The sequence below is a fragment of the Zhongshania borealis genome (assembly GCF_039539625.1).
Classification (GTDB): Bacteria; Pseudomonadota; Gammaproteobacteria; order Pseudomonadales; family Spongiibacteraceae; genus Spongiibacter; species Spongiibacter borealis.
Genome location: NZ_BAABDM010000005.1, coordinates 218,434 through 235,167, shown reverse-complemented (window position 1 = coordinate 235,167; position 16,734 = coordinate 218,434). Strand labels below are relative to the sequence as shown.

The following is a 16,734-nucleotide window of genomic DNA, read 5'->3' as shown; positions in this document are numbered from 1 at the left end:
TCATTCTCCCAAAACGGTACGACTCGCTTATTTTGCAGTTTCGTCTTCGTCTGCAAACCACGGAGCACGAGCAGTCATAATCAACTCTCCGGCCCGTTCTTTAGTCATATCTTCAATGTCGAGAAGATCTTCAACAGCCTGTTCGGCCAGATCTTCCATCGTTACTACGCCACGGCTGGCAAGAATGAACGCTAGATGTTTTTCCATCCCGTCCATTGTCAACAAATCTTCAGCCGGCTCGGCACTTTCCAAAACTTCTTCGCTGGCAATCGCTTGCGTCAGCAGCGCATCTTTCGCTCGAGCACGCAGCTCCTGAGCCAAATCTTCGTCAAAACCATCAATCGACATCATTTCTTCTAAAGGAACATAGGCCACCTCTTCAAGCGTGGTGAAACCTTCCTCTACCAGAACTTCTGCAATGTCTTCGCCAACATCAAGGGCTTCAACAAAATAACTAATAATATGACCTGATTCTTGCTCGTGCTTGGCTGACATTTCTTCAACGCTCATCACATTGATTGTCCAACCGGTAAGCTGACCAGCGAGACGAACATTCTGCCCAGCACGACCAATCGCCTGCGCTAAATTATCGTCCGCCACACCAACATCCATGGTGTGGGTATCTTCGTCGACAACAATCGACTCAACTTCAGCAGGCGCCATTGCGTTAATGACCAACTGCGCAGGATTGTCGTCCCACAAAATAATATCAACGCGCTCATTTCCTAGCTCGCCAGAAACAGCCTGCACTCGCGAACCACGCATACCAACACAGGCACCAACAGGATCGATACGACCATCATTGGTTTTAACGGCGATTTTAGCGCGCGAACCCGGATCACGCGCCGCAGCACGAATTTCAATCACTTCTTCATTAACTTCAGGCACTTCAATTTTGAAGAGCTCAATCAACATTTCAGGGCAGGCGCGACTTAGGAATAATTGCGGCCCACGAGCTTCTGGGCGAACATCAGCCAGAATGGCGCGAACGCGATCATTGATGCGGAAAACTTCCCGCCCCACCAACTCTTCGCGTGGCAACAACGCCTCTGCATTTCCACCCAAATCAACAATAATACTGTCGCGGGTTACTTTCTTTACGGTGCCGTTAATTAACTCACCAACACGATCTTGGTATTCGTCAACAATCTGCGCACGCTCAGCCTCACGTACCTTTTGCACAATGACTTGCTTGGCAGTTTGCGCAGCAATACGTCCAAAACCAACGTTCTCTACGACTTCCTCGTAGGTGTCACCGGCCTTAAGATCAGTGCTGTATTCGTGAGCTTCTTCGATAGTCAGCTGAGTGCCTAGTAAAGCCATCTCGTCGTCTGGCATAACCAACCAGCTCCGAAAAGTTTGGTAATCACCAGTAACACGGTCAATTACCACACGGATTTCAGAGTCTTCGTCGTAGCGTTTTTTAGCCGCCGTCGCCAAGGCCTGCTCTATGGCCTCGAAAATAATGGTCTTAGACACACCCTTCTCATTAGAGACGGCCTCAACTACCAATAATATTTCTTTACTCATTATCCGCCTCTTTCCGCAGCCGGCTATTGAAATTAGCGCGCCCGATTAAAACCGGGGCACAACATTCGCTTTATCAATCTGATCGAAGGGCAGCAAATACTCATGCTCCTCCACCGTCAGTACCACATCGCCATCCTCAATGCCTGTAAGGCGACCAAGGAATTTACGACGTCCCTCAAAAGGAACTCGCAATCGCAGGTTGATATCACTACCTATGTACAGAGCATACTGCTCTAGCGTATACAAAGGCCGATCCATACCCGGCGATGAAACTTCAAGATTATATTCGCCAGCAATTGGGTCTTCGACATCCAATACGCCACTAATCTGGTGACTTACCTTGGCGCAATCATCCACACCAATGCCATTTTCGCTGTCAATGTACACGCGCAACAAAGTATGACGCCCCTGAGACTGGTGATCCAAGCCCCAAAGCTCATAACCCAGCGCTTCCACGCCAGGCCGTAACATCTCTTCTAATTTGACGGTCTTACCAGACAAGTTCACTACCCACCAATAAAAAATGGGCCCAAGGCCCACTCGAAATTCCTTAACGCATGCCCTGTGGCAATACGAAAAAGCCCCTGTGCAAGGGGCTTTTGAAAACTTCTGATCACCCCTAGGAAACCGTACATCCTAGGTCTAAAGCCCGCTCGCCACTATCGCGCTACCGACCTACTATCAGGAGGCCGCATTATAGTCGCTGCCCCGATACAGGTCAAGCAAGTAACACTGCGCACCGCAAGCGATTCGCCTCGCCCGCAACCGAATTGGCGTCGCGTAATAAATACAAACAAAAACGCGACAGACAAAAACAAAACCCGGCTCGACACCGCAATCACCCAGCAAAATCCCGGCGCTTACAATCACCAACAACAAGCCAAACACCATGGCTACAGGTACAGCACCAAGGGCCTAACATCAGCAAGCCACCCAAGGAAACACGACAACAACTGCCCTGCCGCACAAACACAAAAAAAGGGGCTATCGACTAAGCGATAACCCCTTTTTATTTGGTGCCGAAGGCGGGACTTGAACCCGCACGAGCTATGCTCACCACCCCCTCAAGATGGCGTGTCTACCAATTCCACCACTTCGGCTAAACTTTTACTTCGATCCTGCTTCCGGCATTTCTTCACTTGCCGGCATATCCATTGGCAGCTCATCAGACTGAGCAGGCATTGTTCCATCACCCACTGGCGCAACATCGCGACTTTCCTGCAGCTCAGGAATATCAATAATAATATCGTCGCCACCACCACTACGCTGCTTAGCAACATATGCCAATGACAAACTAGTTATAAAGAAAACAGTCGCCAAAATTGCAGTTGCGCGAGTCAACACATTGCCGCTGCCGCTGCTACCAAATATCGTTTGGGAGGCACCAGAACCAAACGAGGCCCCCATGTCTGCGCCCTTACCCTGCTGAACCAGAATCAACCCAATGATCGATAAGCCAGCCAACACATGTATGATTAAAATTGCTTGTTCCATTACTCCGCCGCCCGACATATTGCGGAAAATTCCTGCGCATCAAGTGATGCACCACCTACTAAACCGCCATCAATATCCGCCTGCGCGAATAATTCACCTGCATTACCAGCATTAACACTGCCGCCATACAGAATTCTCAAGCCCTTCGCCAAAGGCTCATCTTTTTTCGCAAACAAAGCACGGATAAACGCGTGCACTTCTTGAGCCTGCGACGGCGTAGCTGTCTTCCCAGTACCAATTGCCCACACAGGTTCATAAGCAACAACAATACTGTGCATGTCTTCAACGCTTAACACGGCGAACACCGACTGCAATTGCTCGGCTATAACATCCAAAGTCGCGCCACTATCACGCTGCACCTCGGTTTCGCCCACACAAACAATCGGCATCAAACCTTTTTCTAAAGCATGTCGTGCTTTCTGCGCGACACGCTCGTTACTATCTTCATACATAGCGCGGCGCTCGGAGTGACCAACAATCACATATCGACACCCAACATCTGCCAACATCGCCGCAGACACTTCGCCAGTGTAAGCACCTTCACCAGGCTGCTCACACACATTTTGCGCACCGACCGCGACTGGCGAACCAGTAAAACCGCCGATAACTTGCGCGATATACACTGAGGGTGGGAACACGGCAATATCTACACCCGGTTCTGCAGGTAGCGCAGCCGTTAAATTTGCCATCAATTTTCCGATGCTGGCACTGTCGCCATTCATCTTCCAATTACCCGCTACGAGATTACTTCGCATGCCCTTTCCCTTAGCGCAAAATGGGCGCCAATCTTACATAAACTTACAAATACATACAAGGAGGCGAACGCTTAAGATGTCAGCTTTTTCACCTTATCTGCCAGTCGCTTACAAAGTGCCGCAACTTGTTCAGCATCTTCACCTTCAACCATGACCCGCAGTAAGGGCTCAGTTCCGGACGCGCGCAATAATACCCTGCCTCGCCCCGCTAATTCCAGCTCAACCGCCTCAATCGCCGCGACTAATTCACTATTATTAAGATCAACAGGCGATTCAATGCGAACATTTTCCATTATTTGCGGAAATTTACGCACAGGCCGCTTTAATTCTGCCAAGCTCTTGCCGCTGCTGGCGATCGCACCAACGACTTTTAACGCAGCAACGATACCATCACCAGTCGTGCTAACATCGGCACAAATAATATGACCGGAATTCTCACCACCCAAATCCCAATCCAACGCGTTCATTCGCTCCTTAACATAGCGGTCGCCCACCTGAGCCCGCTCAAAGGCAATTCCTTCGGCTTTTAGCGCCAACTCAAATCCAAGGTTGGACATCAGGGTTCCTACAACGCCAGGACAAGGCTTGCCCCTGCGCAAACGTTCAGCGGCGATAATAAACAACAGCTCGTCACCATCAACTAGATCGCCATTGGCATCTACAAATAAAACGCGGTCACCATCACCATCAAACGCGATACCAAAGTCAGCCGCCTCATCAGCAACGCGCTGCTGCAACGCCACCGGGTGAGTAGACCCCACATCAGCGTTGATATTTAATCCATTCGGAGAGGCCCCCATCACGACGACCTCTGCGCCCAATTCAGTAAATACTGCCGGCGCAACGTGATAAGTTGCACCATGGGCGCAATCAAGAACAATAATCATGCCCTTTAGTGACAGCCCTGTCGCAACCGTTGATTTGCAGTATTCAATATACCGCCCTGCCGCATCCTCAATACGTCGCACTTTACCCAGATCCGCAGAATCCACAGTGGTCATTGCTAAATCAATGGCCGATTCAATGGCGAGCTCTACTTCATCGGCTAATTTACTGCCGTCGGCAGAAAAAAACTTAATACCGTTATCGTAGTAGGGGTTATGACTCGCACTAATAACGATACCGGCACGGGCCTGAAAGGTTCGCGTTAAATACGCAATTGCCGGCGTTGGCATTGGCCCCAACAATAGAACATCGACACCAGCGGCAACTAAACCCGCCTCCAGCGCCGACTCAAACATGTAGCCAGAAATACGGGTATCTTTGCCAATCAATACCTTACTGCGACCTTCACGCGCAAAAACCTGGCCTACAGCCCAGCCCAATTTGAGAACAAACTCTGGAGTGATTGCACCCTTACCAACCCGTCCACGCACACCGTCGGTGCCAAAATATTTTCTAGTCATTCGCTGTCTTCTCAAGCTTTAAGGCCTGCGCTACGCGCACCGCATCTACCGTTTCTTTTACATCGTGAGCCCGAATAATATGAGCACCACGCTCAACAGCCATAGCCGCCATAGCAACACTCCCGGCAAGACGTTCACCAACAACCCGCCCCGTTAGCGTGCCAATCATCGATTTTCGTGATACACCCACTAATACTGGGTAACCCCAAGATACTATTTCAGGCAAACGCCGAAACAGCTCCAGATTGTGAGCAAGTGTTTTTGCAAAGCCAAAACCAGGGTCGAGCACAATACGCTCTTGGCTAATACCCGCAGCCATACAATTTTCAATGCGTCGGCGCAAAAAAGCATTGACCTCTGCCGCAATATCTCTATATACCGGGTTGTCTTGCATTGAATCGGGCTCGCCTTGCATATGCATCAAACTCACCGGCAAACCACTAGCAGCCGCCACCTGCAAAGCATTGGGTCGCTGCAATGCCCGCACATCATTAATAAAGCCAGCACCCAAGCCCACGCTTTCACGCATTACGCCTGCACTACTAGTATCAACCGAGATGATTACATCAAACCGCTTTGCAATAGCCTCAATCACAGGCAGCACCCGCTGACACTCTTCCGCTTCAGTTACTGGTGCAGCGCCAGGCCGCGTAGACTCACCGCCAATATCAATAAGACCGGCACCCTCTGAACAGGCCAAATCGACTTGCGCTAAAATTTTGTCGAGCAAAACTGAGCCGGCGTGGTATTTACCGCCATCAGAAAATGAGTCAGGAGTGACATTAATGATCGCCATAACCTGCGGCTCGCGCAGGTCTAACAGGCGTTCACCGCAGCGTAGCTGCGATGAGGGTTGAAAGTTATGCATTACCGACCTAGTGATCGCTCACCGAGTCGACAAAGGGATCTTCTGGACGATTTTTCTTATCAGGTTTAGGCGCCTGATCTTCATCGACTTCGTCTTTAACAGCTCGGCCACCACGACGGTCATCATCATCACCCCAACCCGCCGGTTTGCGAGGCGTACGGCCGTTCATGATATCGTCGATTTGTTTTGCATCAATGGTTTCATAGAGCATTAAGGCATCAGCCATCACGTCTAACTTACCACGATGCTCTTCCAGAATTTTGCGCGCAGCGGCGTAGCACTCGTCAATGATGCGACGCACTTCTTCATCAATCTGCCGAGCGGTTTCACCCGAGTGACCCTTACCGGCCTGACCGGCAGAGCGACCAAGAAAAACCTCTTCTTCAGCATCGTCATACATCAATGGACCCATCTTGTCGGACAAGCCCCATTTGGTCACCATTTTACGCGCGATATCGGTGGCACGCTGAATATCGTTCGACGCGCCAGTGGTTACACCATCCGCCCCCAGAGTCATCTCTTCAGCAATTCGACCGCCAAACAACGAGCAGATTTGGCTAATGATGTGGCGGCGACTCAAGCTATAACGGTCTTCCTCGGGAAGGAACATGGTCACGCCAAGAGCGCGCCCACGAGGAATAATACTGACCTTATAAACTGGATCGTGTTCGGGCACGGTGCGGCCAACAATAGCGTGACCAGCCTCGTGATAAGCGGTATTTAGCTTTTCCTTATCTGACATCACCATAGACTTGCGCTCGGCGCCCATCATGATTTTGTCTTTTGCTAAATCAAACTGCGACATGCTAACCAAACGCAAGTTACTACGGGCGGCGAACAGCGCCGCTTCGTTAGCAAGGTTGGCCAAATCGGCACCAGAGAAACCTGGGGTACCACGCGCAATAACCGAAGCTTCAACATCATCACCCAAGGGCAATTTGCGCATATGTACTTTTAAAATTTGCTCGCGGCCACGAATATCAGGCAGACCTACCATCACTTGGCGGTCAAAACGGCCAGGACGCAATAACGCGGGATCAAGTACGTCTGGGCGGTTAGTTGCGGCAATAACGATTACGCCGTCATTGGCTTCAAAACCATCCATTTCAACCAGCAATTGGTTCAGGGTTTGCTCACGCTCGTCATGACCACCACCCATGCCAGCGCCACGATGGCGACCTACGGCATCAATCTCATCAATAAAGATAATGCACGGCGCCTGCTTCTTAGCTTGTTCGAACATATCGCGAACACGAGACGCACCGACACCAACAAACATTTCAACGAAGTCAGAACCGGAAATTGAGAAGAACGGCACCTTAGCTTCGCCTGCAATCGCCTTCGCTAGCAAGGTTTTACCGGTCCCCGGCGGGCCCACCATCAAGACACCACGCGGAATACGACCACCGAGACGCTGGAACTTACCTGGGTCACGCAGAAATTCAACCAACTCCTGTACGTCTTCTTTGGCCTCATCCACACCTGCAACATCGGCGAAAGTGGTTTTAATTTGATCTTCACTCAGCAAGCGCGCCTTGCTCTTACCAAAGGCCATCGGGCCGCCCTTGCCACCACCAGCACCACCTTGCATCTGGCGCATAAAGAACATGAAAATCGCCAAGATAATCAATATCGGGAAGCTCGCCACGAGCAGCTGAGTCCACAAACTTTGACGCTCAGGCTTTGTGCCCTCAACGACGACGTCGTGTTGCAGCAAATCGTCAATGAGTTTCGGGTCGTCAAGCAACGGCCGCACGGTTTCAAAGCGGCTCTTATCCGCCCGCTCACCGCTGATCATAAGGCCGTCAATAACCACCTTGCGCACTCGCTCATTCTGAACCTCAGAAATGAACTGGGAGTAATTAAGCTGTTCTGTTGGAGACTGAACGCTAAAATTATTAAACACCGTCAATAAAACAGCGGCGATAACTAGCCACAACAGTAAATTCTTTGCCATATCGTTCAAAAACCGATCCTCACGCTGCACTGTTTGCAGAGGCTGCAAACGGGAAAAATGCCCGGATATCTGCCCACTCTACACCATAAATCCGACACCCTCTACGCAATATTCAAGCGCGCAGACCAGTGGCCACTAAATATACTTCTCGAGATCTCGGCCGCGATGCCGCAGGTTTGCGGGTCACCACTTTGCTAAATCGCGCTCGAAGTAGACGCATATATTCATCGAAACCCTCACCCTGAAATATCTTGGTGACAAAGCTCCCACCCGGACGGAGCACTAATCCCGCCATATCCAGTGCCAGCTCGCACAAATACATAGATTGCGGCTGATCAACATCTCTCATACCACTCATATTGGGGGCCATATCTGAAATTACAAGGTCAGCCTTGGTATTCCCCATATGTGCCATCAACTCATTAAAGACAGTTTCTTCAGTAAAATCACCCTGAACAAACTCAACCCCAGCGATGGAGTCCATCTCCAATATATCCGAAGCCAATACCCGGCCGTGATGCCCCACTAGCATAGCGGCAACCTGCGACCAGCCGCCCGGCGCGCTACCCAAGTCTACAATGCACATACCCGGCTTAATCAGGCGGTCTTTTTCCTGAATTTCGAGTAATTTATAGCAGGCTCTGGAGCGGTATCCGTCACGCTGAGCCATTTTGACGTACTGATCGTCAAAATGTTCCTTCAGCCATGCACCGCTGGATCCTTTAGGTTTCGCCACACTAACTCCGTTATTAGCGAGAATTGAGATACCGACAGCGCGCGCTTTCGAGTAAAATAAGCGCCCACGCTCTTTCCCGGTTCGATATATTATGCCCAAATTCAGCGCCAGCGATAAAAAACACCTACGCAGCATCGGTCACAAACTAAGTCCCGTTGTTATGATTGCCGACAAAGGACTTAGTGAAAGCGTTGCGCTGGAGCTGGATCGAGCACTAGATGATCACGAATTGATTAAAGTTAAAGTCAATATAGCTGAGCCAACTGAGCGCCGTGCACTTATTGAGCAACTGTGTGAAGCGCACAAGGCGCTGTTGATTCAGGCTATTGGCAAGATTGCCTTGATTTATCGCCCAGCGAAAAAGCCAAACCCGAAGCTGTCCAACCTGCTTCGGGCTTAAGCAATTACTCGGCGAGGTGCTCTACCTTGTCGATCTCATATTCAATATTGCCACCTGGCGCAACAACGACCGCGACGTCTCCCGCTTCTTTACCAATTAAGGCGCGGGCAATAGGCGAAGTCACCGAAATCTTACCAATTTTTACATCGGCCTCGTCTTCACCAACAATGCGATAGGTCACTTCTTCATCAGTGTCACAGTTAATTAACGACACTGTTGTGCCGAAAATAACCTTGCCAGTATAAGGGATGGCAGTAATATCAATGACCCGCACACCACCCAGCTTACCCTCGATCTCTTGAATCCGGCCCTCACAAAAACCCTGCTGGTCGCGGGCAGCGTGATACTCAGCATTCTCTTTTAAGTCACCGTGAGCGCGCGCTTCGGCGATCGCCTGAGTAATCCGCGGGCGATCAATCGATTTTAGTTTTTTTAACTCTTCGCGCAGGGCTTTTTCCCCTGCCACAGTCATTGGCAATAAACTCATTGCATAAACCCCTTGTGAACATCCTGTAAGCGGCGCACAGTTTTCTCTTCACCAAACACCAATGCCTGACAAATTGCCTCAGCACCGGCTAAAGTCGTGGTGTAACTCACCTTATTGGCTAGAGCGCTGCGACGGATCAACGAAGAATCCGCTATTGCCTGCTTACCTTCAGTCGTATTAATTATCAGATCGACATCACCATTTTTTACCATATCCACAATATGGGGGCGACCTTCCAATACCTTGTTCACACGCTGGCATTTAAGACCCGCTGCCGTCAACACCTTGTGAGTTCCGCGGGTTGCCAACAGGCTAAAACCTAATTCGACCAACTGACTTGCAACCGCGACCGCGCCCTCTTTATCTGGGTCACGAACACTAATAAACGCCTTGCCACTGGTCGGAAAGACTTCACCTGCGCCAACAGCAGCCTTGGCAAATGCTTCAGCAAATGTCTCACCCAAGCCCATGACTTCGCCGGTCGATTTCATTTCTGGCCCAAGAATGGGATCAACGCCAGGGAATTTATTAAAGGGGAAAACCGCTTCTTTAACAGCGAAATACTTAGGAACACGCTCTTCGGTAAAATCCTGCTCGGCCAAGCTGGTACCGGCCATGCAGCGCGCCGCAACTTTCGCTAGCGAAATTCCGATGCACTTAGAAACAAAAGGCACGGTACGTGACGCACGAGGGTTCACCTCAATCACATAGATTTCGCCATCCTGCACAGCCAGCTGTACGTTCATCAAACCCACTACGCCTAACTCGAGCGCCATAGCTTTGACGATTTCGCGCATGCGATCCTGTACATCCGCATCCAAAGAATAGGGAGGCAATGAACACGCGGAATCACCAGAGTGGACACCCGCCTGCTCGATATGCTGCATAATCGCGCCAATGACGACATGCTTACCATCCGAAACAGCGTCAAGATCAACCTCAACCGCTGCATTCAAAAAGTGATCAAGCAATACCGGCGAGTCGTTAGAGACACGCACCGCTTCACGCATGTAGCGCTCAAGCTCTTCTTCTTTGTAAACAATTTCCATGGCCCGACCACCCAATACATAGGATGGACGCACAACCAAGGGGTAACCAATTTCTGCCGCGGCGCGCAGCGCTGCTTCTTCAGAACGCACGGTGGTATTAGGCGGCTGCTTAATATTCAAACGCTGCAGCATTTGCTGGAAACGCTCGCGATCTTCGGCGCGGTCAATCGCGTCAGGTGTCGTTCCAATAATCGGCACGCCAGCTGCTTCTAAATCACGCGCTAGCTTCAGCGGAGTCTGCCCGCCAAACTGCACAATGACACCCTTGGGCTTTTCTTTGGCGACGATTTCAAGCACGTCTTCCAATGTTACCGGCTCAAAATACAAGCGATCTGAAATATCGTAATCGGTCGATACTGTCTCGGGGTTACAGTTAACCATAATGGTTTCGTAACCGTCTTCGCGCATGGCCAGCGCCGCGTGAACGCAACAGTAATCAAACTCAATACCCTGACCAATACGGTTTGGCCCACCGCCAATTACTAGAATCTTCTCACGATCAGACGGATTGGATTCGCACTCTTCCTCGTAGGTCGAGTACATATAGGCAGTAGACGTGGCAAACTCTGCAGCACAGGTGTCTACGCGCTTGTACACCGGGTGAATATCAAGACTATGACGCAAGCCGCGCAGCTGCTTTTCGCTCACTGCCAGCAATACGGCCAAACGCTGATCTGAGAAGCCTTTGCGCTTCAAACGCCACATCATATCTTTGGTGATGTCGGCCAAGGCCACCGTTTTCAAAGAATTTTCAGTTTTTACAATGTCTTCAATTTGAACAAGGAACCAAGGGTCGATCCAAGAGTGTTCATAGACTTCTTCAACACTCATACCCGCGCGGAAAGCATCGGCAACAAACCAAATGCGCTCTGGACCTGGGTTCGTCAATTCAGCAATCAGAATATCGCGGGCATCGTCACGATCAGTGTCGATCTGATGTTCAAAACCAGCAGAACCGACCTCTAAACCGCGCAGTGCTTTCTGCAACGACTCCTGGAAGGTGCGGCCAATCGCCATAACCTCACCCACCGACTTCATCTGGGTGTGCAGACGCGTCTGCGCTTCACCAAATTTTTCAAAGGTGAAACGTGGAATTTTAGTGACAACATAGTCGATAGCGGGCTCGAAAGACGCTGGTGTCGCGCCACCCGTAATTTCATTTTGCAACTCGTCTAAGGTATAACCAATCGCTAATTTAGCCGCAACACGGGCAATCGGAAAGCCAGTAGCCTTAGAAGCCAATGCCGAAGAGCGACTCACACGAGGATTCATTTCAATTACGACAAGACGACCGGTATCCGGCTCCATACCAAACTGGACGTTTGATCCACCAGTTTCAACACCGATCTCGCGCAGCACTGCACAAGAGGCGTTACGCATGATTTGATATTCTTTGTCGGTCAGCGTTTGCGCTGGCGCAACAGTTATTGAGTCGCCGGTATGAACACCCATGGGATCAAAGTTTTCAATGGCGCAGATAATAATGCAATTGTCGTTCTTATCGCGAACAACTTCCATTTCAAACTCTTTCCAACCAATCAAGCTTTCATCAATCAACAGCTCATTCGTCGGCGACAGATCTAGACCACGGGTACAGATCTCAATAAATTCTTCTTTGTTATAGGCGATACCGCCACCGGAACCACCCATGGTGAAACTAGGGCGGATAATCGCAGGAAAACCGATAGAGTCCTGCACCTGAAGCGCTTCTTCCATGCTATGAGCAATCGCCGAGCGTGGTGTAGCCAGACCGATACGCTTCATCGCTTTATCGAACAATTGGCGGTCTTCCGCCATATCGATGGAATCTTTAGTGGCGCCAATCATTTCCACGCCGTATTTTTCCAGCACCCCTTCGCGATCCAGATCCAGCGCGCAGTTCAGTGCAGTTTGGCCACCCATGGTGGGCAACAGCGCATCCGGACGCTCTTTCTCAATAATTTTGGCAACAGTCTCCCACACCACTGGCTCGATATACGTGGCGTCGGCCATTGACGGGTCAGTCATGATGGTCGCGGGATTCGAGTTTACCAAAATAACCCGATAACCCTCTTCGCGAAGCGCCTTACACGCTTGCGCGCCAGAGTAATCGAACTCACAGGCCTGGCCGATAACGATCGGACCAGCACCGAGGATGAGGATGCTTTGAATATCAGTTCTTTTTGGCATAAGTTCTAATCATCTGACTCTGTGCTTCGTTACAAAAAGTCGGACGTCGGAAGCTGGACGTCAGACGCTAAAGTCGGGCGCGATAATGCAATTTCTGGCCCGACGTCAGTCTCACAACGTCGGGTCAGTAAAATAGCCTACAAAACCGCGAGGCCGGACTTTCTACTCAGCCTACTTAGAGGCTTTAATCAAATCTATAAACTGATTAAACAATGGCGCGATATCATGGGGACCTGGACTCGCTTCAGGGTGCCCCTGAAATCCGAATGCGGGGATATCAGTGCGCCGAATTCCCTGCAATGACCCATCAAACAGCGATTTGTGGGTCACTTCTAAATTCCCAGGCAAGGAATCTTCATCAACCGCAAAACCATGGTTTTGGCTGGTGATATGCACAACCTTGGTCGCCAAGTCTTGCACTGGGTGGTTAGCGCCGTGGTGGCCAAATTTCATTTTGACGGTCTTGGCACCTGAAGCTAAAGCCAGCAATTGGTGGCCAAGACAAATACCAAACACCGGCAGACCTGTTGCAAGAATTTCTTTGATCGCCGCAATGGCGTAATCACAAGGCTCTGGATCGCCTGGGCCATTGGACAGGAACACGCCGTCGGGCTTCATCGCCAATATCTCGGCGGCGGGCGTCTTCGCCGGCACAACGGTCAAGCGGCAACCCCGATCGGCCAACATGCGCAAAATATTACGCTTAACGCCGAAGTCATACGCCACAACATGGTAGGGCAATTCAGCATCAGTCATGCTGCGACTGCCTTCACCTAGCTGCCAGCTGCCTTCGCGCCACTCATAAGACTCGGCGGTTGTCACTTCTTTCGCCAAATCCATGCCTTTCAAACCGGCAAAGTCTTTCGCTAATTGCAGTGCCTTGGCCTCATCGATATCGCCAGCCATTAAGCAACCACCCTGCGCACCTTTATCCCGCAGAATACGAGTGAGGCGACGGGTATCAATATCGGCAATGCCGACAATATTGCGGGCTTTTAAATAATCAGAAAGGCTTTGTTCACTACGGAAACTGCTAGCCGTCATGGCCAGATCACGAATAACCAAGCCAGCGGACCAAATTTCGGTCGCCTCTTCGTCTTCGCTGTTCACACCGGTATTGCCGATGTGGGGATAAGTAAGGGTCACGATTTGGCGGGCGTATGAGGGATCGGTTAAGATCTCCTGATACCCTGTCATCGCGGTATTAAACACGACCTCGCCAACCGAATGCCCATCGGCACCAATAGCGATGCCCCGGAATATGCTGCCGTCTTCGAGGGCAAGTATGGCTGGAACCGTCAAGACTACCTCCTGGATCAAACTTGCGGCCGAGAGTTGCCACCGACAAACGCGCCGGAACAACAACCTAGGTACCACAGAGGAAAATACGCGTGCAAAAAAGCGAGATGAAGACCTACTTCACCTCGCTCCCTGCGGGGATACGGAGCTTATAAAGCCCGGCACCCTAATCTGATGCGCGATTTTACGCGAAACCACCCCCGCTCGTCCACCGCAATAAATACCAGCAATGGCAAACTCGACGCGTTTTTGACCCACAATTCGACGTAACGCCGAGCCCGAACGGTTTACTTTAGCCCCAATACGTCCTGCATATCGTAGCGACCAGCTGCTTGCGCACTCACCCATGCCGCTGCACGCACAGCACCGCGACCAAATGACATCCGCGAACTGGCTTTATGGGTGATTTCAACCCGCTCGCCCTCGGCAAAGAATGACACCGTATGATCACCAACCACATCGCCGCCGCGCACGGTGGCAAAGCCAATCGTCTCGCGATCACGCGCGCCAGTTTGACCCTCGCGACCATAAACTGCGACTTTTTCAAGATCTCGACCCAGAGCATCAGCAACCACATGCCCCATGCTTAGTGCAGTTCCAGACGGCGCGTCTATTTTATGACGGTGATGCGCCTCAACAATTTCAATATCGACGTCGTCACCCAAGACCCGTGCCGCCATATCCAGTAATTTAAAGCACAAATTCACGCCAGTGCTAAAATTCGACGCTTGGCATATCGCAATTGGCGCAATAGCGGCATCAAGCTCAGCTTTTTGCTCAGCATTAAAGCCGGTGGTACCAATTACCATGGACTTACCCGCAGCGCCGCACAGACGGGCATTTGCCAACGTAGCCGCGGGAACAGTGAAATCAATCAACACATCAAAATCATCCAGTACGGCATTTAGATCGCCAACAATGGTAACGCCATTGCGACCTAAACCCGCCAACTCACCGGCATCAGCACCAATCAATGAACTCTCTGGACGCTCAATTGCCGCCGCCAACACACAGCTGTCATTGAGCGCGATAGCTTCAATTAGAATTTTGCCCATTCGCCCTGCGGCACCCGTCACTGCTACCCGTACTGTCATATTTCCCACCAAACGTAACTTAATTGTTCTTGCTGATATCGGTATCGCCAGATCCCGATTCCTCGTCTTCAATAGCCATATCCCGCACACTGGTCGCAGCCAATGCGGTATTCAATGCCTCATCAATCGCTTTCGTTACAGCGGCCACACCATACACCGGCCTGCGCGGCGCACCCAAACCCAGCATCGACGCAGTACCTTCGCTACGCACCGCATCGACCACCTGCTTTAAAGTCGTTTTTTCTAGTGGCGCATTAGGCAGATAACGTGGCGGCTCCTCGCTATTTTCGGTAATTAGGCCCGCTTCTTTAAGCGCACGCAGCACCCTCGTTACACCCTGAATTTGCACGCGCAAACGCAGCACAAAATCACTGGCCGAAAACGGCTTACGGGATTTGTAGTGACGCTGCGCAATCACACCCATAATTTGCAGCGCCAAGGTCTCGCGCTGCTTAATACTTAGGTCGCCACTGCGTCGAGTTGGCGCCACATACTCTGGATGCTGAACGTAAAACGCCACACTGCTACCGACCAGCAAAATCAGCCAGCTAATATACATCCACATCATAAACAAAATGAGAATGGCAAAGCCCGAGTATATTGCATAGGTGCCGCTGCCACTGGCCGACACGACCACGCTACCAAAACCCCAACCTAAACTCTGAAATAAAACACCAGAAACTACCCCAGCAATCATTCCCGCTCGCACCGTCACCCGGGTATTGGGAATAAACATATAGAAGAAGGTGAAGGCCGCAATAATCATCAAATACGGCGCTGCTTCGGTGGCAAAAGTGATCAAATGCTGCACAAAGGGCAGCTGATGACTAATTGCCTGCACAAAACTACCGCTGAGCACGCTGGCCGACAAACCAATTGCGGAGAAAACCAGCAGCGGCCCGATCAACATCACACTGCCATAGTCGGCAAAACGGCGACCAATACTGCGATGCTGATCTAGGCGCCAAATATAATTAAAGGTCGCTTCAATTTTTTGGATCAGTGATATCGCGGTGTAAAACAGTAGCGCGACACCAAAGGTCCCAAGCACGCCGATTTTGACATTATCGATAAAGCCGATAATTTTGTTGGTGATCTCCACCCCCTGCACACCCATCGGCGCCAGAAACTGGAGCATAATTGGCTCTAACTGCTTATTGTGCATCCCAAACGCTTTAAGCACCGAAAAGCTTACCGCCAGCATTGGCACTAAAGACAGCAAGGTGGTGTACACCAAGCTCATGGCGCGCAAAGTCAGCTCACCCTTGGTCAGGTCGTCCAACACCACATACACGTAACGGAGCACGTGTATCAATTTGCGGCGCAGCGCAGAATAATCAGCAACCTTTTCAGACCACAGATAATTCGCAACATATTGATTGAGGGTCTTATCCATACTTAATTCCGCGGCGTTTAGATGCTGCCAAGAATGGAGAAAAACAGAAGGGAAGTCGAGGGCCGATTCAGTAAATCAGCCCTCTGCTAGGCTT

General features: G+C 50.7%; 14 protein-coding genes and 1 tRNA gene. 1 reads left to right on the top strand and 14 read right to left on the bottom strand.

Annotation, left to right across the window (positions count from 1 at the left end; all coding sequences use genetic code 11):
• Positions 1 to 27: 27 nt before the first annotated feature.
• The 9 genes from nusA to rlmE all read right to left on the bottom strand — a co-directional run bounded on the left by nusA (position 28) and on the right by rlmE (position 8,746).
• Entirely contained in the window at positions 28 to 1,530 is a 1,503-nt protein-coding gene (nusA, locus tag ABD836_RS14135) for a transcription termination factor NusA (protein WP_344937081.1), read from the bottom strand.
• A 45-nt stretch (positions 1,531 to 1,575) separates the two neighbouring features.
• Positions 1,576 to 2,031, bottom strand: coding sequence for a ribosome maturation factor RimP (gene rimP, locus ABD836_RS14130; protein ID WP_344937166.1), 456 nt, complete (start codon positions 2,029 to 2,031; stop codon positions 1,576 to 1,578).
• A 513-nt stretch (positions 2,032 to 2,544) separates the two neighbouring features.
• Positions 2,545 to 2,630: transfer RNA gene (locus ABD836_RS14125), tRNA-Leu, on the bottom strand.
• Between the two features lie 7 nt (positions 2,631 to 2,637).
• Positions 2,638 to 3,024: a preprotein translocase subunit SecG gene (gene secG, locus ABD836_RS14120; protein WP_344937079.1), complete on the bottom strand. Its 387-nt coding sequence runs from the start codon at positions 3,022 to 3,024 to the stop codon at positions 2,638 to 2,640.
• Complete coding sequence (gene tpiA / locus ABD836_RS14115) at positions 3,024 to 3,779, bottom strand: triose-phosphate isomerase (RefSeq protein WP_344937077.1); 756 nt, start codon at positions 3,777 to 3,779, stop codon at positions 3,024 to 3,026. The genes secG and tpiA overlap by 1 nt, the downstream gene beginning before the upstream one ends.
• 71 nt (positions 3,780 to 3,850) lie before the next feature.
• A complete protein-coding gene (gene glmM / locus ABD836_RS14110; protein WP_344937075.1) occupies positions 3,851 to 5,185 on the bottom strand; it encodes a phosphoglucosamine mutase in 1,335 nt (444 codons plus the stop codon).
• Entirely contained in the window at positions 5,178 to 6,053 is an 876-nt protein-coding gene (gene folP, locus ABD836_RS14105) for a dihydropteroate synthase (RefSeq protein WP_344937073.1), read from the bottom strand. The genes glmM and folP overlap by 8 nt, the downstream gene beginning before the upstream one ends.
• A gap of 7 nt (positions 6,054 to 6,060) precedes the next feature.
• A complete protein-coding gene (gene ftsH, locus ABD836_RS14100; RefSeq protein WP_344937164.1) occupies positions 6,061 to 8,010 on the bottom strand; it encodes an ATP-dependent zinc metalloprotease FtsH in 1,950 nt (649 codons plus the stop codon).
• Positions 8,011 to 8,122: 112 nt separating this feature from the next.
• A complete protein-coding gene (rlmE, locus tag ABD836_RS14095; protein WP_344937071.1) occupies positions 8,123 to 8,746 on the bottom strand; it encodes a 23S rRNA (uridine(2552)-2'-O)-methyltransferase RlmE in 624 nt (207 codons plus the stop codon).
• Between the two features lie 91 nt (positions 8,747 to 8,837).
• Here rlmE and ABD836_RS14090 point away from each other — a divergent pair, with 91 nt between their 5' ends.
• The gene (locus tag ABD836_RS14090; protein ID WP_344937069.1) at positions 8,838 to 9,146 is read left to right on the top strand and encodes a YhbY family RNA-binding protein; all 309 of its coding nucleotides are present in this window, start codon (positions 8,838 to 8,840) and stop codon (positions 9,144 to 9,146) included.
• Positions 9,147 to 9,150: 4 nt separating this feature from the next.
• Here ABD836_RS14090 and greA read toward each other — a convergent pair whose 3' ends face one another.
• The 5 genes from greA to ABD836_RS14065 all read right to left on the bottom strand — a co-directional run bounded on the left by greA (position 9,151) and on the right by ABD836_RS14065 (position 16,640).
• On the bottom strand, positions 9,151 to 9,633 hold the full coding sequence (gene greA, locus ABD836_RS14085) for a transcription elongation factor GreA (RefSeq protein WP_344937067.1): 483 nt from the start codon (positions 9,631 to 9,633) through the stop codon (positions 9,151 to 9,153).
• Positions 9,630 to 12,851, bottom strand: a complete 3,222-nt coding sequence (gene carB, locus ABD836_RS14080; protein WP_344937065.1) for a carbamoyl-phosphate synthase large subunit — start codon at positions 12,849 to 12,851, stop codon at positions 9,630 to 9,632. Before carB ends, greA begins: the two co-directional genes overlap by 4 nt.
• A 171-nt stretch (positions 12,852 to 13,022) precedes the next feature.
• Entirely contained in the window at positions 13,023 to 14,153 is a 1,131-nt protein-coding gene (gene carA / locus ABD836_RS14075) for a glutamine-hydrolyzing carbamoyl-phosphate synthase small subunit (protein ID WP_344937064.1), read from the bottom strand.
• Between the two features lie 284 nt (positions 14,154 to 14,437).
• Positions 14,438 to 15,244 (bottom strand): 4-hydroxy-tetrahydrodipicolinate reductase, encoded by an 807-nt coding sequence (dapB, locus tag ABD836_RS14070; RefSeq protein ID WP_344937062.1) that lies wholly within the window; start codon positions 15,242 to 15,244, stop codon positions 14,438 to 14,440.
• A gap of 19 nt (positions 15,245 to 15,263) precedes the next feature.
• Positions 15,264 to 16,640 (bottom strand): YihY/virulence factor BrkB family protein, encoded by a 1,377-nt coding sequence (locus ABD836_RS14065; protein WP_344937060.1) that lies wholly within the window; start codon positions 16,638 to 16,640, stop codon positions 15,264 to 15,266.
• Positions 16,641 to 16,734 lie beyond the last annotated feature (94 nt).